Origin of the sequence: Arthrobacter zhaoxinii, assembly GCF_025244925.1 — a bacterium.
Lineage (GTDB): Bacteria > Actinomycetota > Actinomycetes > Actinomycetales > Micrococcaceae > Arthrobacter_B > Arthrobacter_B zhaoxinii.
This window is the reverse complement of sequence record NZ_CP104275.1, coordinates 2,613,997-2,635,686: the sequence shown is the minus strand read 5'-3', so window position 1 is coordinate 2,635,686 and position 21,690 is coordinate 2,613,997. Positions and strand designations below refer to the sequence as shown.

The 21,690-nt window shown below is 60.6% G+C and carries 13 protein-coding genes; all 13 read left to right on the top strand.

Annotated features, from left to right (window positions below; genetic code table 11):
* The first annotated feature begins 15 nt into the window (after positions 1-15).
* The 13 genes from N2K95_RS12235 (at position 16) to N2K95_RS12170 (ending at position 21,544) form a co-directional block, all read left to right on the top strand.
* Positions 16-1,101 carry a 4-hydroxy-3-methylbut-2-enyl diphosphate reductase gene (locus N2K95_RS12235; RefSeq protein WP_255790388.1) on the top strand — a complete coding sequence of 362 codons (1,086 nt, stop codon included), beginning with the start codon at positions 16-18 and terminating at the stop codon, positions 1,099-1,101.
* A 21-nt stretch (positions 1,102-1,122) separates the two neighbouring features.
* Positions 1,123-2,208: a redox-regulated ATPase YchF gene (ychF, locus tag N2K95_RS12230; RefSeq protein WP_229949860.1), complete on the top strand. Its 1,086-nt coding sequence runs from the start codon at positions 1,123-1,125 to the stop codon at positions 2,206-2,208.
* A 789-nt stretch (positions 2,209-2,997) separates the two neighbouring features.
* Positions 2,998-5,520 (top strand): DUF4268 domain-containing protein, encoded by a 2,523-nt coding sequence (locus N2K95_RS12225; protein WP_260651783.1) that lies wholly within the window; start codon positions 2,998-3,000, stop codon positions 5,518-5,520.
* Between the two features lie 979 nt (positions 5,521-6,499).
* Positions 6,500-11,962, top strand: a complete 5,463-nt coding sequence (locus N2K95_RS12215) for an NACHT domain-containing protein (RefSeq protein WP_260651782.1) — start codon at positions 6,500-6,502, stop codon at positions 11,960-11,962.
* A 1,182-nt stretch (positions 11,963-13,144) separates the two neighbouring features.
* Positions 13,145-13,705 (top strand): hypothetical protein, encoded by a 561-nt coding sequence (locus tag N2K95_RS12210; RefSeq protein WP_260651781.1) that lies wholly within the window; start codon positions 13,145-13,147, stop codon positions 13,703-13,705.
* A gap of 393 nt (positions 13,706-14,098) precedes the next feature.
* Positions 14,099-14,380, top strand: coding sequence for a pyrophosphorylase (locus N2K95_RS12205; protein WP_146361241.1), 282 nt, complete (start codon positions 14,099-14,101; stop codon positions 14,378-14,380).
* A 397-nt stretch (positions 14,381-14,777) separates the two neighbouring features.
* Complete coding sequence (locus N2K95_RS12200; protein WP_260651780.1) at positions 14,778-16,847, top strand: alpha/beta hydrolase family protein; 2,070 nt, start codon at positions 14,778-14,780, stop codon at positions 16,845-16,847.
* Between the two features lie 91 nt (positions 16,848-16,938).
* The gene (locus N2K95_RS12195; protein WP_260651779.1) at positions 16,939-17,445 is read left to right on the top strand and encodes a hypothetical protein; all 507 of its coding nucleotides are present in this window, start codon (positions 16,939-16,941) and stop codon (positions 17,443-17,445) included.
* A 219-nt stretch (positions 17,446-17,664) separates the two neighbouring features.
* Complete coding sequence (locus tag N2K95_RS12190; protein ID WP_260651778.1) at positions 17,665-18,114, top strand: hypothetical protein; 450 nt, start codon at positions 17,665-17,667, stop codon at positions 18,112-18,114.
* Positions 18,115-18,204: 90 nt separating this feature from the next.
* A complete protein-coding gene (locus tag N2K95_RS12185; protein WP_260651777.1) occupies positions 18,205-18,789 on the top strand; it encodes a hypothetical protein in 585 nt (194 codons plus the stop codon).
* 344 nt (positions 18,790-19,133) lie between these two features.
* Positions 19,134-19,664, top strand: a complete 531-nt coding sequence (locus N2K95_RS12180) for a putative immunity protein (protein ID WP_260651776.1) — start codon at positions 19,134-19,136, stop codon at positions 19,662-19,664.
* On the top strand, positions 19,657-20,232 hold the full coding sequence (locus N2K95_RS12175; protein ID WP_260651775.1) for a GNAT family N-acetyltransferase: 576 nt from the start codon (positions 19,657-19,659) through the stop codon (positions 20,230-20,232). The genes N2K95_RS12180 and N2K95_RS12175 overlap by 8 nt, the downstream gene beginning before the upstream one ends.
* A 280-nt stretch (positions 20,233-20,512) precedes the next feature.
* Positions 20,513-21,544, top strand: a complete 1,032-nt coding sequence (locus N2K95_RS12170) for a LacI family DNA-binding transcriptional regulator (RefSeq protein ID WP_260651774.1) — start codon at positions 20,513-20,515, stop codon at positions 21,542-21,544.
* Positions 21,545-21,690 lie beyond the last annotated feature (146 nt).

Here is a 21,690-nt window from a genome sequence, read left to right as displayed (position 1 = left end):
CGATAGCATAGGGACATGACCAGCACAGTTATCTCCGTGCCGATGCCCACCGTGCCCCGGCGGCGCCGCACCCCCGAGGAAGTGGCAGCTGCCGCTCCCGTTTTCGGTCCGCGGCGCGTGCTGCTGGCGGCACCGCGCGGCTACTGCGCCGGAGTGGACCGGGCGGTCATCGCCGTCGAAAAGGCGCTGGAAGCCTACGGTCCGCCCGTGTACGTCCGCAAGCAGATTGTCCACAACCTCCACGTGGTCACCACGCTGGAGGAAAAGGGTGCAATCTTCGTGGACGAGACCGACGAGGTGCCCGAGGGCTCGCTGCTGATCTTCTCCGCCCACGGCGTCTCACCCGCCGTCGTGCAGTCCGCGGCGGACCGGCAGCTGCGCACCATCGACGCCACCTGCCCGCTGGTCACCAAGGTGCACCGCGAAGCCGTCCGGTTTGCCCGCGACGACTTCGACATCCTGCTGATCGGACATGAAGGCCACGAAGAGGTCGAAGGCACCTATGGCGAAGCGCCGGAGCACATGCAGATCGTCAACGGTCCCGAAGACGTGGACAAGGTCACCGTCCGGGACCCGGACAAGGTCATCTGGCTCTCCCAGACCACCCTCAGCGTGGATGAAGCCATGCACACCGTGAACCTGCTGCGCGAACGCTTCCCCTCCCTGCAGGATCCCCCCAGCGATGACATTTGCTACGCAACGTCCAACCGCCAGGCCGCGATCAAGAAGATCGCCCCGGAAGCGGACCTGGTGCTGGTGGTGGGGTCGGCGAACTCATCCAACTCCGTCCGGCTGGTGGAGGTGGCGCTGGAATACGGCGCCAAGGCCTCCTACCGCGTGGACTTTGCCAACGAGGTGGATGAAAGCTGGTTCGAGGGTGTGGCCACGGTCGGCGTGACCTCCGGCGCCTCCGTGCCGGAAAACCTGGTCCAGGACGTGCTGCACCTGCTGGCGCAGTACGGCTACGGCGACGTCGAAGAGGTAGTGACGGCCGAAGAGGACATCATTTTCTCCCTGCCGAAGGAAATCCGTGCCACGCTCAAGGCCATGGGGGACTCCTCCCGCGGCCTCGGCGGCCGCCGTCGTGCCGACGAGTCCTAGCGCCCGGTATCATTTACTAACGTGGCTCTTACTATTGGCATCGTCGGCCTGCCCAACGTCGGCAAATCAACCCTGTTCAATGCGCTGACCCGCAACAACGTGCTGGCGGCGAACTATCCGTTCGCCACCATCGAACCGAACGTCGGCGTCGTGTCCCTTCCCGATCCGCGGCTGGCCAAGCTGGCCGAAATCCACGGTTCGGCGCGCATCCTCCCGGCGACGGTGTCCTTCGTGGATATTGCCGGGATCGTCAAGGGCGCTTCCGAGGGTGAAGGGCTGGGCAACCAGTTCCTCGCCAATATCCGCGAAGCCGAAGCCATTGCCCAGGTTATCCGCGTGTTCGATGACCCCGACGTCATCCACGTGGACGGCAAGGTGGACCCGCGTTCGGACATGGAAACCATCAACACCGAGCTGATCCTGGCTGACCTGCAGACGCTGGAAAAGGCGATCCCGCGGGTGGAGAAGGAAGTCAAGATCAAGAAGCGCGACGCCGCGCAGCTGGCTGCCATGGAGGCCGCCCGCACTGTGCTGGAACGCGGCGACACGATCTTCTCCTCCGTGGCCAGCGACAAACTGGACATGGAACACCTGCGCGAGCTGAGCCTGCTCACCGCCAAGCCCTTCATCTACGTGTTCAACGTCGACGACGCCGTGCTGGGCAACCCGGACCGCCAGGCCGAGCTCCGCGAACTGGTGGCACCCGCGGACGCGATCTTCCTCGACGCCAAGCTCGAAGCCGACCTGGTGGAGCTGGACGAAGAAGAAGCCCGCGAAATGCTGGAAATGAACGGCCAGGAAGAATCCGGCCTGGACCAGCTGGCCCGCGTCGGCTTCCACACCCTCGGCCTGCAGACCTACCTGACTGCCGGCCCCAAGGAAACCCGCGCCTGGACCATCCGCAAGGGCGACACCGCGCCTCAGGCTGCCGGCGTCATCCACTCCGACTTCCAGCGCGGCTTCATCAAGGCCGAAGTTGTGTCCTTCGACGATCTGGTCGACGCCGGCTCCATGGCCGAGGCCAAGTCCCGCGGCAAGGTCCGCATCGAAGGCAAGGACTACGTCATGGTCGACGGCGACGTGGTGGAATTTAGATTTAATGTTTAGATTTCTTGCCTGATTCAACACAGAAATGCCGCTCTCTGCTAAGTTTCGGGGGCGGCATTTTCGTATGTAGTAGAGGAAAAGGGCGCAGGGCTGTCACGCCCCGATCCGAGGGTTCGTGAGTGGCGGATAGAGGAATGACAGAAGGCAGACGTCAGTAGATGAACGTAGTCTTTTCATTATGACAACACTCGGAACGTGGCAAGTACTGATCGGGTCCGGCCCTTGCAATGCTCCAAGCAGTTTGGGTAATCGTGGCGACCGGGCGTAGACGCGCCGAGTTGAGGAATGGACAAATTAAATCGAATGTCCGTGAGGCCCGCATCGCTGAACTCAAGGAGAAACTGCGGGAGTGGTGGGGGGATCACGATGCGGATATCAGCAATTATGAGGAGCAATCGGAATACCGGCCAGAGCCAGAGCTAGATCGTCTGCGGGCAGAGCTAGCTAACCTTCTTGAGAAGCGAGGGGAGGATGATTGGGTCCTTACTTATGCTGCCGTCGAGCGGGAAAAAGGCGAGGAAGGCCCGGGAGCTGGATGAAGTTGAACGCGAATGGGGTCGTCTCTGGACCCAAGGGGTGCCGGGATTGGTCTGCGGTGTTATGGCTCTCGTTGGTGGTCTGCTGACTGCGTTGGCGACGACTCCCTAGTTGCAGTCCCAGGGTTCTTCCAATCATCATGACCAATAGTTGGATAAGGCTCATCGACGCGCATAAGGGCAAGGCACACATCAACTCCCGCTGAATTCCACCTGTACTCTCGTTCCATTGGGTTGGTACAGGGAGGTATATGTGGTTAGGGCGGAAAACGGGACGCTTGCAGGTGTTCTGGAAGGCAAGAAGCAATACCAGATTCCGCTCTATCAGCGTGTCTACTCGTGGCGCAAGAAACAGCTGGACCAGTTATGGTCAGACGTTGTCGAGTTGGAGCGCACTCGAGCAGAGGATCCCACGGCATCGCACTTCATCGGCTCGCTCGTCCTTGCTAGCAGTCCTGATGTCGGTGCTATCGGCGTTAACAAGTTCCTCGTTGTCGATGGCCAACAACGGCTGACTACACTGACCCTGCTTCTGGCTGCGCTTCGGGATCATCTGATCGGTACGGGGCATACCGAGCGGGCAAACGGTATTGACGCGCAGTACTTGATTAACATCTATGACAACGGTAAGCCGCTTAAGGTCATGCCGACGCAAACGGATCGGTTTGCCTACATGGCGGTTCTTAATAGGGCTCCCCAGGCGGGCGGGGAAGATGGCGTCGGCTACGCTTACCGGTTCTTCCTCGCGAAGATTGCCGCAGCTGATGACCCGGATGATCCTCACGACCTGGAGTTGCTGGAAGCCGCCGTCGTCCGTGGTCTTGCGCTCGTCGTCGTTACGGCAGAGCCATCCGACAACGCACACCGGATCTTCGAGTCGCTGAACAATACGGGTCTACGCCTGACGCAGAGTGACCTGCTTAAGAACTACCTGTTCATGCGACTAGGTGACCGCGCGGAGTCGGTCTATGAGAACATTTGGCTCCCGCTGGAGCGAAAGCTCGATTCTGAGAACCTCGAATTGTTGTTTTGGCTCGATCTCGCTCAGCGAGACGAGCGGGCGAAACAGTCTGATACCTACGTTGGCCAGCAACGACGGCTCGATCGGCTCAGGACTGTCGATGAGATTGAGGCGGAGGTGGTGCGCATCGCTCAACTGGGCGACGTTCTTGCGACGATACTCATGCCTGCCACGGAGAAGCACACTGAGATACGCCGTCGCCTTGCCAGGATTAAGTCTTGGGGCTCGACCACCGCCTATCCGGTGGTGATGCAGATCCTCGCTCGACGCGCCGTCGGCCGCACTTCGGATGATGAAACTGCGCGCGCGCTGATGTATCTGGAGTCATACTTCGTGCGGCGCGTCGTGATCGGGCGGGCTACTGCGAATCTCAATCGAACGCTTCTCCAGGCCGTCAGTGCCATCAGCGAAGCGGACCACATCGACGTCGCTTTGCGGGACTATTTGTCGCAAGGCCGCAAGTACTTCGCGACTGATCTACAGGTTCGCGAAGCTACGAAGACGGTCCCGTTTTATTGGCAGGGTCGCGGTACACAGAAAAAGCTCATCTTGCAGTGGCTAGAAGAGGCTTATCGCCCGAAGGAGATCGTCGACATTGCCCCGCAGCATTTGACGATTGAACACGTGTTGCCCCAGACGATGTCCGATTCTGTCCGCGAGGCGTTTGCCGCTGGCTTCAGTGCAGAGGCCGATATCAACTACGAACACGAGCGGATCGTTCACACGCTTGGAAACCTCACGCTAAGTGGGTATAACAGCGAGCTCAGCAACAAGCCATTCGCTGAGAAGCGCGAGTTGCTAGCCAAGAGCGGTCTCTCGATGAACCAGGCAATCGCCGCACACGTGACTTGGGGTGCTCTGGAGATTGATACCCGAAGCGCTGAATTGGCAGAGAAGATCATTGAGTTGTGGCCGGGGCCGGATGAGAGCGCCGTTGCGAACCGTGAACCGTCCGAATTTCGCAGCCAAGTTGCGTCGATTATCGCAGGGATTCCGGCCGGCCGCTGGACATCGTATGGTGACGTCGCAATCGTGGCGAACACATACCCTCAACCGTTGGCTGCCGTATTATCTAGCTCCCCAATGGCCAACGCGTGGCGAGTCCTGCAGAGCGGCGGGACGATCTCAACTGGATTCCGTTGGAGTGAGCCTGGTAGATCCGATGACCCTAGGACTGTGCTGGAGGGGGAAGGGGTGGAATTCGATGCCGACGGGCGTGCGAACCGCGACCAGTTCATTGGGGCGGAAGAGCTAGCGACAGCGGTGGGTCTCGACCTAAATGAGGACGTGATAGCCAGGCGTCGCAAAGGGAGCAAGCCTGTGATTGCTCGTAGCGGGGCCCCTCTGAAGGACGCCCAACTTGAGTTTTTCAAGCGAGTGCGAGACCAAGGCGTGGAGAACGCCCCCAACATCGAAGCGTGGCGCAAGCCTTCGAAAAAGAACTACTACGACGTCATCGGATTCGAGAGCGGACAGCTCACGATCTTGGTGAACACAGAGAAGACACTTGTCACCACGCATTTCTGGATCAACCATGACAAAGACCTCTACTCCAAGTTACTGTCTCAGCGCGCCGCGATAGAGGAGGACCTCGGTTTCGAATTGGAGTGGAGCAGTAAGCCAAACAGGAAGGCATCAAAGCTCGCCATTCATCGTCCTGGCAACTTCCTAGATGAAGCCCAGACACAAGAGCTAGTTGACTGGTTTGTCGATACGGCAGACGCGTTTGCGAGGGTCTTGCCGAAATATCTATGAAAATTTACTTGTGCCGGCTTTCGAGGCTTCACCAAAGGTTATTCGGTTACTGAACGTGGTGGAATTTAGGTTTGACGTTTAGATCCCGCGCCTGAAGCAATAGAAATGCCGCCCCCGTGAAACGGATGAGGGCGGCATTTCTTGTTAGAGAATCGATAGTAGTCGCGGCGTCGGCCCAGTGCCGGGGGATGATCCATCGGGCGGATACAAACCCCGGTGTCAGCGGGGGATCGAGGACCCTCGAAGTGCCTGCACGAACGTGGAGGTCGACTCCGCCGCCAAGGTTCCCAACGACCTCGTCGTGATCGACGTGGACGCAGTAACTGGGTGGTTCAGGGATTCAGGTCCGCATCCCTCGGCCCTATAGGAGGCATACGCGGCGTCGGCGGCGGGTGAATCCCGTCCAACCCGTGGCGGTTGCGGCCAGGTCCGTCTATCGTCTCTGTACTCGACCGTGCCCGGGCTTCAGCACGGCGACGTGCGAACTTTGGTTCCCCATCGAGCGCGACTGAGTGTGAGCCGGGACTTCGCTGTCCGTGGAGCGTCGGGCACTGGTTCACGCGTTATTCAGCGTCGGACGTGGTGGAGTTTAGGTTTTGCGTTTAGCGCCTGCTCAGAAGGGGCCGATCTCGCTTAAACTCGTTATTAGCCTAGGTTTGGCTGTGAAATCAGCGAGTTAGTGACTCCACTGGGTCAGGGGAAATGCGGGCCATCGCTGAGCCCTTTGCATGGTGGCACGGGAAAGGGCCGCGCTAACAGCCAGCGGGATGGATGGACACGCCATCGCAGAGCAGACCCTTAGATTTGTAGTGGATAATGAACCGTGCCCAAACTTGCAGGCGAACCTGATGGCTCCGCGACCGTCTGCCGTAATGATGTCGTCTCTGCAGAATTGGTGTATCCCGCAGGTTGGCTATGGTCACCACCTAACGGCCAGATGCCCACTCCGCCGGTCGAAACACGGATCACAGAGCTCCCAGTGGGCGAACTGGAGTGGGAGAACGTCGAGAGATTGTTCATGCGCATGCTCGCCAGCGTGGGTGAAGTCCAGTGGGCGAAGCTGTACGGTACCCGTGGCCAGGACCAAGAAGGCATCGACGCATATGCACGAATGCAGACAACCGGTTCGAGCGGTCCAGCGGGCCGCCCGTACGTAGTGCTTCAGTCAAGACGAGTGAAGAAGCTGGGGGCGGCCGATATCGATGCCGCCATTGCAGATTTTCTTGAGGGAAACTGGCCCGAAGAAACAAGCAAGTACATCCTCGCGACCAGCTATGACCTGACCGATACAAAATTGGACGCCGCAGTACGCCGAGCCGCCATAACTCTAGGCGCACGAGAGATTGAATTCGAACCGTGGGGCGCGGTCGAGATCAGCAATATGCTAAAAACACTGCCCGAACTCGTTGATGACTTCTTCGGCAGGGCGTGGGTTGAACCATTCTGCGGCCCGGAGGGACTGCAACGCGTCCAACGAAGGCTCGAATGGATTGATGCTCAGTCGCTGCGTGAGAAACTCTCGGCGCACTACCTGGCGATTTTCGCAGCACAGAATGCTGTCCCGCGGCCGACACCGCACACCACAGGCAGCCTCGGCGGCGACACCAGCAGGCCCGCACCGCCCAGTAATGATTTCATCGTCGTCGATGTGACTCCACGCCTTGGAACGGTGAGCCCCAGTGACGAGGGAACGTCATCTGGCACAGGCGACCGAGCCGACGCGCGTGTTTCGAGGAGAGAAACATCGCGCACCTCAGGCCGAGAGCCGGCTGACATTGCTGCTACGCGGAAGGGCGAGGCTCGTGCCCAGACTGGCTTGGGCCGCCCGCGACGCTCGTTCCGAGCAGTCGAAGCGCTGCTCGGCGAGAACCGGACCAGCTCAGGTGACGACAGCTTCCGGCAGACCGCTGACGATTGGCTCACTAGCAGCCGACGTGCGCTCCTAGTCGGGGCCCCGGGATCGGGAAAGTCGAGCCTGCTGCGGTTCGTAGCGGTTGACGTGCTGAGCCTGGCTCCGCAATCGACCACACTCCAGCAAGCATACGGCGGTCGGTTGCCCGTTTGGTTGCCGTTCGGTTTCCTCACTCGTCACCTCGCCGACGACGACGGAAACTCGCTCGTGTCGGCGGCTAAGGCCTGGATGCAGGCCCGCGGCATGTCCGAGACGTGGCCGCTGGTCGAACGTGCCCTTAGCGATGACCGACTCCTGCTGCTGGTCGATGGAATTGACGAGTGGAAGAGCCCAGCCGCTGCTAACGATGCCCTCGGCGCATTAGAATCGTTCCTTGGTCAGCGGCCTGAGGCGGCTGCCGTTTTGTCCTCACGGCCCTACGGCGTCGAGCGGCTGACTTTTTCATTGCCGTGGTCACGCGCTGACATCGCCGACCTAGATGACGGACAGCAGCGCGCCATGTCTTCGCAGTACTTGTCGCCTCCGGACGCCCCCGATCTGAACCTTGAGGGCGACGACAAGCCAGCAGTCGAGGATGTTGCCGTCTGGGACCGCGCGCACGTAACCCCGTTCCTCGACGAGCTCGCAGGTGTGCCTGAGCTCGCGGTCCTGGCACGGAAACCGTTGTTCCTTGCCCTCCTGGCTAAAAGCTGGCACGGAGAGCCGCTGCCGCCAAAGCGTTTTGCGCTTTACGATGAGATCGTCGACCTGATGGTTCGTCGCCATCCGGCAATGCGTCGCAGATTCTCAGTAATGGTCGATCTTCCACTGGACGAACGTGAATTCAAAACGTTGATGGAAGCCGTGGCTTACGCCTTAGTGAGTGCCGGCAGCACATACGCGGTCCCCGTTCTTGAGATGCAGCAACTCGTGATGCAGGCGCTTTGCGACGGCGATGTCTTGGGCTACCCGGCTGCCGAGTCCCACCGGATGGCTAAGGCGGCCCTGCGGATGGCTGAAGATGAGTTCGGTCTCCTCGTTCCTCAAGGCGCTGACCACGTCGGATTCGTTCACCGAGTGCTTCTCGACCACCTCGCAGGCAGGCGGCTTGCCCGAATGGCGCCCGCTGAGCAGGAAAGGGTCTTCAAGGAACGCCTCACCGACCCTGCCTGGCTAGACGTTCTTCTGGCATCGCTCACAGCGCAGTCCAATCCGCACACGGTGGCCGACTTACTGGACAAGGTGTCGGCGCCCAAAGAGGACACCCATTGGCCGCTCCAGGAGTTCCAAACTGAGTCGGCGATCGAGCTAGTTGCTCATGCACTCGCCTCAGAAGTCGAGCTTCCCCCATGGAAAACCGCTGCCTATATTGACGAGCTGGTTCGCGAGGTGGAGACGTCACCAACTGTGGAGCACAGGGTGAACGTCGTTGCCGCTCTGGTTCGGGCATGTGCCAACCCCTCAGTGCGTCGGAGACTCCTTCCGACCTTCATTCGTTGGCTCGACGCAACTCGACCGTATCCAGCGCCTGCCCTGTATGCACTCCGGGACCTCGATGTCCTGGATGACTCCGCAGCTACAGTTCTGTTGCACGCAATGAGAGCGGAAGCGGGCGATGTGCGCGGGAACGCGGCTTATGCGTACGCACATCGTTTCGGGTCCCCGAGGCTTGACCACGACACTAATACGGCTGTCCTCCCTGAGCCTAGGGAGGACGCGGACCCAAAGCACCTTCATCCGCTGCTTCGCCTCGTGAAGGAAGGCCCAACGGTCAAAGCGCAGGCAACTGCGCTCCTTGCACTGGCAACCGGCTGGCCAGATGAAGAGACAACGCGCGAGCACTTGGAATGGGGACGGCGACAGAGCCGCGTCACGCTGCGCATCACATCGATGTACCTGCTCATGAAGAATGAACCCGACACCAGGCTGTCTTCTCTGCTTCGCAAGGACGAAATCGACTGGATACTCGGGCACATCTACGAAGAGCGGTGGATCTCCGAGCACGAGTGGTCCGAGATGACCACTGAGCTCGTACTGTGTCTCACCGCCGAAGCACCAGTGGGGTACCGCACCGAGATCGCTGATTTCGTACTGGAGACGCTAAAGACAAACGGCGCCACGGGTGGCAATCGAAGCCTGTGCTGGAGGCTGGCGTGTGAGGCGCTTGCCGACGAGGACCGAATGCGGGACTGGGTCCGGGGCGAACTCAGCTCACCGGATAAACACCGATTGGTCCTTTACAACGTCGCTTTGGTGCCCAGCAAGTGGAGCAACGACCCTGCCTTCGCACAAGCCTTGGCAGATTACGCCGATAGGCAGATTGAAGGGGCCCTTGGCGCTACACAGGTGATCGCCCAACATCTTCCGGTGGAGCAGCGCAAGGCCCTGTTGCTGAAGGGTTTGACAGGGTTTCGCCCTCAGGGCGTCGCTTGGAGTCTTGTGCAGGAGTTTCCAGACGACGAAGACGTTGACGAGGCCCTGCGAGGAATCCTCGCTGACGACGACAAGGCCGGCAATATTGCCTCGGTCGCTGTCTCGGTTCTGGGAACCGAAGCTGGCTTTGTTCGAATCCTCGGTCTCTTGAAGAACACCTTGGCCCCCAACTGGAAAGCCGATGGCGAGCAGCAAGTCCTCCTTGCCGAAGCCGTCGCAACAGCATGGCGACACATGCGGAACGCAGTCGCAGCCAACGAAGCCGGGCAAGAGCCGGAGGAAGAGCTGCTCGGCACGGCGGACTCAACCCCTGAGGAGCGACTGATTCAGGCCCGTCGAGTCTTGGCCGAGCACGCTGAAGTAGATATTTGCGGTGCGTGCACCGCCGTAGACTCTTACCTCGGATGGCAAGTCGCTGACGTTATCTACACTTGGCCTAAACTGACCGTCGACTATGCGATTGCGGCGCTACTGAATAATCGGCACGTAACAGAAGGAATCGCCGACACAATTCACTCCGCAGCTCTGAGAGCACACGTGAAGCAACCCGGAGCCGATTCCGCCCGTGTAGTAGATCTCGCTATGAGACTAATGCTCTTTCTCGACCCCGAAGTCCGAGAGGTCTTGGCGCACGAACTGTGCATGAGTAGCATCCCGGGGAACGACCTTCTGAGTATTTTTAGCTCCTGGAAGAACGACCCGGACGACGGTGTACGACGGACCATCGCAGTAGGACTTACACAGGCCCTCATTCGCGAGCAGGCGAGCCGCGCCCATGTGACTCCCGAGATGGAGAAATGGCGAGAATCGGTTCGTCAGGACCTCTGTGGGTACGGGCCGCACATGGATTCAAACCGTCGCCACGCGTGGTTGAGTATGCTGCTCCTTAACGACCTCACCCTGATTGACGGGCTGAAAGAGACGATCGGCGATCCTGAAGAGCCAGGCGTCGACCTGGCAGACATCTATGGGTCACCAGATTCGCTCCTCGTCACCTTGGTCGCCGACCGATGGGAAGAGCTGAAGGCTCACTTCGGGGACTCGCTCATTCGACGCTTGTCCGCTAGTCGGCTCAAGCCATCTGAGCAGGACAGGCACGGACTCCGAGCGGTAAGGGCGTTAGCAACTAGCGCCAGCCGCAACCCTGCCATCGCCGACTTGGTCGACGAATATCTGGCAGCACAGACTGAAAGCGGCGGCGATTCGCTCAGTCTTTCGTTACCCGTCGTCCAGGCGAAAAAGCGGCGTCTCAGGGCGGACCGGTCAAGCCTCGAATTGGTTGTCCGGTCCGCGGACGAGAGCTGGGACAACCACGATCTATTCGACGGAATTACCAAATGGGCGCTCACCGAACTGCTGGACGCCGAGCAGTGGCAGGTCAGGACCTCCGACGTCCGCGAAGTACTGGCCGCCGGTGTGGTTGAACGAGCACGAAGCACCGTACCGCCGCGCGACTCCCAGTCGGTTAATGAGCCGGGTGTCTGGGATTCAGATCGTGCATGGCAAGACGAGCGGTTCGTATTCCGTCGCTCAGTCTGGGCCCTCCTGTATCCAAAGGACGCCCTCACCCAGAAATGGCTGAGGGGCCTTGGATCATGGTTTACAGACGGCGTTAATCCCGCAGGTGCACCTGCCTCCTGGTTGGAATTATCTGCAATATCGTTCGGAGCATCACCCACTGAGGTACTGCCCTCGATTGTCGAGCGAGTCTTCCAACCAATGCGCTTGGAGATGATGAGCGATTCACTCTGGGAGCTGACAGCACCACTGCTCCACCGAGTGCGACACGACCGAGCCGCCGCCGAGTCCCTACGCGCATCTCTTGGAGTCGAGGCCGTGAACGAAGACTCTCCATTGTTCGCGAAAGACTCGACGAACGCTTTGTGGCGCCGGGAGCCCGAAGAGGATACGCACGTCAAATCGTTGGAGCGCAATGCGCAGCGAACATTCGTGAGTGCGCTCGCGTTGCAACGTAGTGGCCAGCTAGAGCGAGCCGATCTCAATGCGTGCTTAGAAACCTTGAGTAGGGTCGATCCTCGCACTGTGGTTGTCGACCCCTTCTTGAACAGAGCTGGGCCAGTTTGGTCTGCCGGTATTTCGCTGCTGCGTGGGCAATAGCGGCTCATCTTAGGACGGCAGTGCACCTGCGACCGTGCCCGCTGATAAGTCCAGGATTCTTGACCTATGCGGCGGTGTAGCGGGAAAAGGCGAGAAAAGGGCGGAGCCGGATGTGGTGGGCAAAGGCGGCGACTCTGGGCCCAGTGCCGGGATTACTCGGTGGTGTGATAAAGCTCATCGGCGGCATGCTGACTCTGTTCGGGCGTCCTTCCTGTATTCTCGCGAGAGACGGGATTCGGGCCCACGGATGTCCGAGTACTTTCTTCGAATCTGACTGCCCAGCCGAAAAGTCTGCGTCTTGAAAACAGCTGGGATAAGTGGACCTCGTAAATGAAGAGGACGAAGCAGAGCGGGATCAAGACAAAGTACTTTCCCGGGAGACGAAGGCTTCGTCTTCGAGAAGAGCCCCCGAGTAACTCTACGAAGTAATCCCAGCCGAATCCCGGCCAACGAGCGCCGACCGTCGGTCGGGCAGTTCTCATTGGGTGTGTTCCCTGTAACCATCTGAGCGCTGCTACTTTCTTCGCTGGACATCAAGTCGCCCATGGTCGAGCGTGGCTATTCACGTACGAGGGTGTTCCGTAGGCGACCTGCGTCGACCGTTATAGGTATCTTCAGAAGCAGTGCTCCCCTCTGGACTTGGCTGCCGCGAAGCAGCAGTCTTTCAGGGCGTCCCGACTTCTGGTGGTGCACGCCGTTCAAGGGCGCTGACAGAGGCTTCGGGCCCCGACCAGCAGGGGCTGAACGAAGAGGGCCTCGATCCCGAAGCCGACAAACCACGGTTAGCTTAGACGTTATTCCGCTACGGAACGTGGTGGAATTTAGGTTTAATGTCTAGATCTTTCGCCTGAACCAATAGAAATGCCCCTCGGTGAATGAGGGCGGCATTTTTATTGTGGAAAGGTAGGTCTAATCGTTGGTTGGTAGAGGCGGACTATTACATTGGGGGGCATGAGAACTGTCAGAGAGGTCCTGGGGCCGGAGTGCCGCAAGCCGTTTATCTCATTGATCTGGGAAGGCCGGAAGGAATCTGCGCTGGAGGTTTCCCGCCGGCTGGCCCCAACCATGTCTCTCATCTCCGACAGATACCCCGCAGGATCCGTGAACTGGTATCTACCCACGGACGAGAACGGCGGAGGGACGGTTCCTGTCCCGGAGGATCCGGGCTCTTTGGAAAGTGTCGTGAAAGAGACCAAAGCGACGACGGGAAGCGAGTTCGACAGCTCGGGTACCTACCTCTTCCTGTACGAGGATCCAGCGCAGCGGATGAACCCGTTGGCGAGTATCAGCGTAGCTGCGGGATTTACGAGGGATAACGAGGTCACAGTCGACCTTCCGGAAGATTTTCCACTTGGCCCACCGTCTGCCGCTGCCCGTTTGTTCCTGGATCTGGTGCGAATCTGGCAGCCTGACGCAGCGAGGTTCATGACGATATCGGCCATCCGCGCACGCATGGGTAAGGGATACGTTTCGCATGCGGCCTATCTGGCTTGGGTTTCGGCCAAGGCCCACGATCAGGTTCCCGCGGTCGAGGGGGAGCGCATGGCCCCGTTCGGGGAAGGACAGCTGTTTGTGGCCAGGGAATGGACTCTTCCGGGCATCCTGGCGCTGCACGAGGAACTGGGCCCCGAGGAACTCGGAAGGCCGAAGGTACAGGACCCGCCGAGCTTTCCGGATGGTTACCCCACGGAGTTGGACGGGCTGGATAGTGAGATTGTTTGGGGCAGCGGACCCACCGGATGAGTCAGGGGTGCGGGCTCGACGATGCCTTGAGGCAGGACCTCACTCCACATGATCGTAAGGTTATTCGGCCACGGAACGTGGTGGAGTTCCGCTTCAACATCTAGGTTTTTCGCCTGAAACAATAAATGCCGTCCTCGTAAGTATTCGAGGGGCGGCATTTCTTATAGCCGGGGTCGATAGCTTTAAAGATGTGCTGTTCCTGGGGAATGGAAGCTGAAGCGCCGCGAATATGCGCTACCCACGACGTGCGCAGGGGAACCGGTAGACACTTTGCCTGGATGACAGTTCATTTATCACAGTGGATTTATAGCGGTCGTGTTGGTACCGTCAACCCCATTCGGTCGCCGGTATGTATGCCGGTGAGGAAACAACTGTCGCAACGGGGGAATCTATATGTCACGTGTGTTGTCTACTGAGCAGGCCAAGTCCGCCATCAACCAGGTGCAGTCCATCATCAACGGCGGTTTCACCGACCAGATCTCGGCATTGGATGCGCAGGGCAAGATCCTGTCCGATCCGAACACCTGGGACGGCCCGCTGGCTGCCCAGTTCCGCGGATCCACGTGGCCGGAAACCAAGGCCGCCCTGGATAAGGCCCGCCAGGAACTTGAAGAGCTCCGCACCCAGCTCCAGAAGATCTCAGAGAACATCTTCTCCGCCGGCGGCGGCGCCTAAGCCTCACACATGTCTGCACCTAGCATCCGGGGAGTCGGTTCGCTCCGCTGAGCGGACCGGCGGCCCGGACGTGACTGCGGCTGCCGGTTCTGTCTGCGGTGCAGGTTTTCGGTCCTGAAGGGTTTGTCCTTCCATTTCGGGGCCCGATTGTGGGTGCGTGTTCGTTCCTCGGCCTAAAAAGGCCGTGGCCGTAGTTTTTCTCTTTTCGTATTTTTCCAGTGGGGGGCATTGAGCATGTTTGGGTTGGATCGTTTAACTGAGGTGCGGCCATTACCGGAGGATGACCGGGAGCGGTTCGGCTACAGGGTAGCTGGGTCGGTGCGGCGGACATTCGAGTCAGCGTCGCGGCCGAAAGAACAGACACAGAATGAGTCCGTCCTTGTTGAAGGAGCAAACTGTGTCGGTTGAGTTTGACGATGACGCTGCCGCGTCGCTGGTCAGGGTTGCCCGTGAGGTGGACGGGCGGCTCCGCGATGTAGGTGTGCTGCGTCGTGGCGCCGTTGAGACTGCGGCAGCGGACTTCGCTGGCGGGTATGCGAAGTTGTTCAAAGCCGCTGCGGCCATTGAGGTCCAGGATCGCGGCAGGCTGGCCACTGTGCTTGACGATCTTGCTGCGCAGGTGGAAGTGGCACGAGAGCAAGCACGGAAGGAAAATGACAGGCAGACCGAACTGGCCGATTGGCGGGAACGCGAGGCTGAACGTGAAACCAGGCGTGAAAACGAGAACTTCTTCGGAGATATCGGCGTCGGCATGGACAGGTTGTTTGATCCGAAACCCTCTGAGACACCCGAAGCGCCTCCTTTCATCTGGGCGGTATTCTCTCCCACGGAACGCATCCGCGCCTCAGGAGGAGGTGCTTCGTCGACATCGGAAAGCTCTGCTGATCCGGACCATCTACGCACCTTCGTGTCCCAGGCCAGAGCGGATGACTCAGGACTGAGCCACGAATTCACACGGCTGGGGAACGCGTGGACGGCATTCACCTCTTCGTGTTCCTGGGTTCCGCTGCACAACAACACGTTCCTTGGCGGGTTCGAACGGCTCTTGGACGAAAATCGGTCGGATGCCGATTGGATCGAAAATGTAGCTAACGCGTTCGCTGCCGCCGGCGGGGGTGCCCTGTTGGATCATGCGCTTGATCTGGTAGCCACTGCTGCCGCTCCATTGAGCGACCAGGAACTGCTGGATGAGCTCTCGTCCCTGCCGGCGAAGGAGCTTGCCGCCATGCTGGCGGCCTCTCCTGAGTTGAAGTCACAGCTCATGTCGATAGACCCCGCCGAGATCCATTCGTGGTGGACGGCCATGAACCCGCAAACGGGCACCGGAACCCCGTTCTCAACCCGGCAGGACCTCTTGCTGACCAATTTCCCAGAGGTCTTCGGGAATTTGGAAGGTCTCCCGTACACCGCCCGGGACCACGCAAACCAAACCGCACTCAAGTCGGCCATAGCCGACCTGGAGGCGCAACTAGCGCAAAAGCAGTGTCTCCTCGACGGCACCGAGGTCGACGGCGGGATGCCGCCGTTCGCGGACGTGGTGAAAAATTCACTTTTGCAGGAGCAGCTCGACGGGCTGCACAACATCCAAAAGGCGCTCCAATCTCCAGAAGGAAAGGCAACAAGGCAATTGATCACCTTCACCGAAGACAATCCTCCCTTGGCTGCGGTGTCGATCGGTGATCTCGATACCGCTGACAGTGTTACCTACGCCGTTCCGGGAATGGGCACAACTTCCTATAAGGACATGACCGGGTGGACAAAATCCGGCCAAAACCTGCATGACCTGCTTCCTCCGGGAAGCGCCGTAGTGGCATGGATCGGATACGAGACCCCGCCCGTGCCGGGAGAGGGAAATGTCGACTTCGGCGTTCTCGATGTGAATCGAGCAGTAGCTGGCGGGCAAAACCTTGCCGGTGCGCTTGGTGGCCTGGCCGCAGTCCGCGGTGAGACCATGCCGCAGGTTAACATCGTGGCCCACTCATATGGGACGACGACGGCAGCGGTGACCCTCACACAGCCGGGCATCCACGTGGATAACTTCATCACCCTCGGCTCGGCAGGCCTGCCAGACAGCGTCGATAGTGCCGCCGATCTCAACGCAGGACAGGTATATTCAGGGCATGCGAGGGACAAGATACCTTTTATTGAATCCGAAAGCGGGGACCAATGGGCTTGGACCGGTCGGGATTTTAGCGAAGATCATCACGTGAACCCAATGACACCCGGGTTCGGGTCCCACGCTTTTGGCACTGATACCGGGGGTGGCGCCGGACGGGCCGTCACGGACCACTCCACGCATATGTCTGATGACGGCGAAGAGGCCGGATACTTTGACAAAGGAACAGAATCCCTATACAACACGGCTTGGGTGATTGGAGGAGAAACGGAGAAGGTCACCCCGTATGTTCCCTTGGGGCCGACTGATCAACAGGAGATCTGGCTGGAAGGAATGAAATATGCCCCGTAAGACGCGCCTTAGGATGATCACGGCCGCGACAGCCGCACTCCTGATGGGACTGACAATGACCGCATGCACTGAGAAGGAGATAAGCACGACAATGTCGGAGAAGAAGACGCCGGAGACAATCAGTGCCAGGGAAGGGCGGGACCGGGTGGTTGAACTCGTTTTCAATACCGCCGAACAGCTCGACGTCACCGGGTGGTGGCCCCGCAACGGCGCAGCGTGGGCGCAGGAGTGCACCCCCGAAAGCAGCCATGGACGGGGGGACGCCACGTCCGCTTATAGTTACGACCGCTGGGCGCCCCAGGGCACTGACCATATCGAGGACGCGAAACGCGTCGCCGAGTATTGGGAGTCACTCGGCATGAGCGTACGCACGGTGAATCCGACAACGCACCCGACCGTCTTCGCCGAGGGTGGTCCCGTCCTCCGGGCCGTATTCGATACTGATGCACCGGAGAAGTCGTACAGTATTAGCGCTATCGCCCCCTGCTCACCGGGCGACGCTTACACACTGAATGAGGAGGACAGTGCAGAGCGGGATCAAGGCAAAGTCCTCCCCGGAGACGAAGGCCTCGTGCTTCAGGAAGAGCCCCCGCAGTAACTCCACGAAGCAATCCCAGCCTGCGCCCCGCCCGCAGGTCCCGGTGGGACCGGCTGGTCTTCTAAAGCCCTTAATCGAAGGAATGAATTGTCCGCCGCTAAGCCACATATAAGGATCCTCACGGCAGCGGCTTCCGCGCTCATGATGGGAATGACAATAACGGCCTGCGCCGAGAAGGAACCCAGTCCGGCAATAAGTGCCAGGGAAGGGCGGGACCGGGTGGTTGAGCTCGTGTTCAATACCGCCGAACAGCTCGATGTCACCGGATGGTGGCCCCGCAACGGGTCAGCGGGGGCGCGGGAGTGCACCCCCGAAAGCAGCCATGGACTGGGGGATGCCACTGCCAGTTACAGCTACGACCGCTGGGCCCCTCAAGGAACGGACCATGTTGAGGACGCCCAGCGCGTCGCCGAGTATTGGGAGTCCCTGGGCATGAGCGTACGCACCATAAACCCGACAAAAGACCCGGTCGTATTTGGCGAGGGGGGTCCCGTCCTCCGGGCTGAATTCGATACTGATGCACCTGAACAGTCGTACAGCATCGGGGCTACTGCCCCCTGCTCGCCGGGCGACGCCTTTACCTTGAATGAGGAGGACAGTGCCGAGCGGGATCAGGGCAAAGTCCTCCCGGGAGACGAAGGCCTCGTCCTTCAGGACCCTCCGCAGTAACTCCACGAAGCAATTACCCCTCCCGGTGCCCCGCCCGCAGGTTCCGGTGGGACCGGCTGGTCTTCTAAAGCCCTTAATCGAAGGAATGAAATGTCCGCCGCTAAGCCACATATAAGGATCCTCACGGCAGCGGCTTCCGCGCTCATGATGGGAATGACAATAACGGCCTGCGCCGAGAAGGAGCCCAGTACGGCAATCAGTGCCAGGGAAGGGCGGGACCGGGTGGTGGAACTCGTGTTCAATACTGCCGAACAGCTCGACATCACCGGGTGGTGGCCCCGCAACGGTGCGGCGGCGGCTGATGAGTGCATCCCCAAAAGCCGCAGCGGTATCGAGGATGCAACTGCCAGTTATAGCTACGACCGCTGGGCCCCCCGTGGAACCGACCATGTTGGGGACGCCAAACGCGTCGCCGAGTATTGGGAGTCCCTGGGCATGAGCGTACGCACGGTAAATCCGACAACCCACCCGACTGTCTTCGCCGAGGGCGGTCCCGTCCTCCGGGCTGAATTCGATACTTATGCGTCCGACGAGTCGTACAGTATCGGGGCTACTGCTCCCTGCTCGCCGGGCGACGCTTGGACCTTGAATGAGGAGGACAGTGCAGAGCGGGATCAAGGCAAAGTACTCCCCGGAGACGAAGGCCTCGTGCTTAAGGAAGAGCCTCCGCAGTAACTCCACGAGACAATCCCAGCCGCTCCGATACCGGGCGCCGACCGACAGTCGGGCAGTTCTGATTGGGTGTGTTCCCAGTAACCGTCTGAGCGCTGCTACTTTCTTCCCTGGACATCAAGGCGCCCATTCTTGAACGGGGAACCTGCTCTTCACTTACGAGGGTGTTCCGCAGGCGAGCTGCTTCGACTGTTATAGGTAGCTTCAGAAGCAGCGCTCCCCTCTGGACCCGGCTGCGGCGAAGCAGCAGTCTTAAGGGCGTCCCGACTTCTGGCTGGGGTTCAGCGGGGAGGCGTCGTCCACCAGCACCAGGGCGGGCCCGCAAGCCGGTGTGGCATCATCTGGAGATGGCCCCACCCCAGACTCTCAGCGATCCGAACCGGCGCGTCATCGCACGATGGGCGGCAGCATGCGCTGAACGTGTCCTCCCGCTCTACAAAGCAGATGAGGCCGCGGAAGAAACCGCCCGGAATGCGCTCGCCCGCACCCGTGCGTACAGTGCAGGATCGGGCACGGCCGCCAAAGAAATCAGTAAGCGGCTCATCGTCGTAAAGATCGCGAATGCTGCGACCACGCCGGCCGGCGCTGCGGCAGCCCGCGCCGTCGCCCAGGCAGCCGCGGTCGCCCACATGGGCGCCCATGCTCTGGGTGCGGCCGCCTACGCGGTGAAGGCAGTCTCGCTCGCGAACGCAGATCAACCGGAGGCGGTCCAGCAGGAAATCCGGTGGCAGCTGGCACATCTGAGCGAGAGCGAGCGAGCGGTGCTGCGGCTGCTTCCGCCCGTAGGTGCTGACTCCGCCGGTCCACTGGGAGAGGGACTGCTGTCACGCGGCATCCTGGGAGCGGCAATCCGTGAGATTCAGGTCCAGATTGCCTAGGTTCTACCGTCGCGGCCGCGGCACCGGCGCCATGACTGCGCAGGCCGGGCCGGACCCGGCAATACATGGCACCGACTCCACGGCCCAAGGTGAAATCGCCCGGTCCTGGACGGCGACTCAGGATCACCCCGTTCCCGACGACGTCGCCCGCCTTCTCGCCAGCGTGCCCGAATGGTTCGGGCAGCCCGACTCGAATGCCGAGCACATCGACGCTGCCCGAAGCAAGGAAACCTGGACCGTGCGCGACGTCGACGGGTCCGTCGTCGGGGTCACCCTGGTGGACCGGCACTTTCCGCACGTGGCGGAGATTCACCTGACCGTGGTCGAGCGCGCCGCTCACGGCACCGGCGTCGGCACTGCGATGCTCGCGGCCATCGAAGCCGACGCGGTCAGGCGCGGGGTACGAATCCTTGAGGTGAAGACCCTCGGCCCTTCGCATCCGGACTCCGGCTACGCGCGAACCCGACACTTCTATGAGACGTGGGGATTCCTGCCCCTGGAAGAGACGGACCTGTGGGGAGACGCCACACCGTGCCTGATCATGGTGAAGCCGATCGCCCGGAAGTGAGTGCAGCGTACGACGCACCGCACGAAGGCCGCCGCGGTCCGGAGCGGGCTGTGCCGCCACGTTGGGCTACTCATGGTGAGGTCGACTCAGGTACGGCTAACATTGCGCCTGTGACGGCTGGGCCCGTACCCGGCCCCGCTGTCTGCGAGTCCCGAGGGTGCCTGATCGGCCCGTCGCCATGAAAAAGGTTCACCCTCCATGCCAGACGCCGAAAGGAATAACGTCGTAAGCGCTTACCGAGCGGCGTGTCCGCCCGCGGTGCTGTGACAAACTTGTAGCCATGACCGAGACTCGAGCGAGGCGCCCAGGGAGGTCCGTCACCACCCTTGCCGACGTCGCGGCGGCAGCCGGGGTGTCCACTGCCACGGTATCCCGCGTGATGAACCGCGTTCCGACGGTCAATCCCGACCTGGCCTTTCGGGTGGAGGCGATTGCCCGGCAGATGGGTTACCAATTCAACGCGGCCGCCCGCACACTGGCCACGGGCCGCACCGGGGCCGTAGCCCTGATCATCTCCGAGGCCGACCTCTCGCAGCCATATTCCTTCACCTCGGCACCTTTGCACGGCGTGTTGTCGGCAGTCGCCCGGCATGACCTGCAGATTGTGATACTTCTGTCGGGCAGTCCGCAACAGGAATCACACCTCCTCGAGTACCTGGGCCGCACCGGTGTGGACGGCGCGATGGTCATCCTCGAAGACGAGATTTCCCACCTGCCCGAGCTTCTCCGCGATGCAGGGGTTCCCGTCGTGTACCTGGGCAGGCCGCTGGGAAACGCCGAGGCCCAGTCCTATGTCGACGTCGACAACGTGGGCGGTGCGCGGCTGGCCACCGAGGCTCTCATTGAAGCGGGACGATCCCGCATCGCCATTTTGGCCGGCAACGATCGGCTGACGGCGGCCCGGGACCGTCTCGACGGCTGGCGGTCAAGCCTGGCCGAGCACGGCCTCGATGCCCACCGAATTGCCCGCGGGGCGTTTTCGCCGGCCGGTGGATCCGACACCATGACCCGGCTACTCGCCGCCTATCCCGACATCGACGGTGTCTTCGTAAGCTCGGACTACATGGGCTCGGGAGCACTGCAGGTTCTGGCGGCAGCCGGGCGCCGCGTACCGCACGACGTTTCGGTGGTCAGTTATGACGACTCGGTCCTGGCAGAGGTGGCGAATCCGCCGCTGTCCTCGGTACATCAGCCACTGGAGCTGATGGGCGAACAGATGGTCGACGCGCTGGCCTCCCTTATGGCAACCTCCGGCACCGCGGTCGTGCAGCGCGTTCTGCCGAGCACCCTCACGCGGCGAGACTCCCTCTAGAAAGCCGTCCGTTTGCGGGTGATGTCTCCATACGACCCGTGCACGCGCTTACTCATGAAATGACTGACGGGCTGAGTCAGTCCTGCGAACCTCCCAAAATGATTCATTGACGCGCCCAGATTTCGCCGCTAGTCTCCGAGATAGCG